This window comes from Avibacterium volantium, from assembly GCF_049366555.1.
Taxonomy (GTDB): Bacteria; Pseudomonadota; Gammaproteobacteria; order Enterobacterales; family Pasteurellaceae; genus Avibacterium; species Avibacterium volantium_A.
In genome coordinates, this window is the sequence record NZ_JBMMGT010000073.1 from 1 (window position 1) to 396 (window position 396).

Consider the following 396-nt stretch of genomic DNA (forward strand, 5'->3'; position numbering starts at 1 on the left):
CTCTATCACGATTACCATCCCTCATCAGCTTGAAAGTCTCTTCAGTTTTCAGCTTGTTTTTATATTGTTAAAGAGCAAATTAGATATGACGCTTTGCGTCTTATCATTACTAAATTCTTTCTACTTCCCTTTCACTCTCTTCCCTAAACTAGGCTTATATGTTTAAGGGGATTAATTTAAAAGAACTTACTAATGATTTGGTGGAGATAAGCGGGATCGAACCGCTGACCTCCTGCGTGCAAGGCAGGCGCTCTCCCAGCTGAGCTATATCCCCAATCATTCTCCGCATCACTTGAGTGGTGGGTCTGAGTGGACTTGAACCACCGACCTCACCCTTATCAGGGGTGCGCTCTAACCACCTGAGCTACAGACCCTCAAGGATTCGGGTTATTCTTC

At 44.4% G+C, this 396-nt stretch carries 2 tRNA genes; both read right to left on the reverse strand.

Annotation, left to right across the window (positions count from 1 at the left end):
- Positions 1–198: 198 nt before the first annotated feature.
- A tRNA-Ala gene (locus ACLS0A_RS11040) sits at positions 199–274 on the reverse strand.
- 23 nt (positions 275–297) lie between these two features.
- Positions 298–374: transfer RNA gene (locus tag ACLS0A_RS11045), tRNA-Ile, on the reverse strand.
- Positions 375–396: the final 22 nt, after the last annotated feature.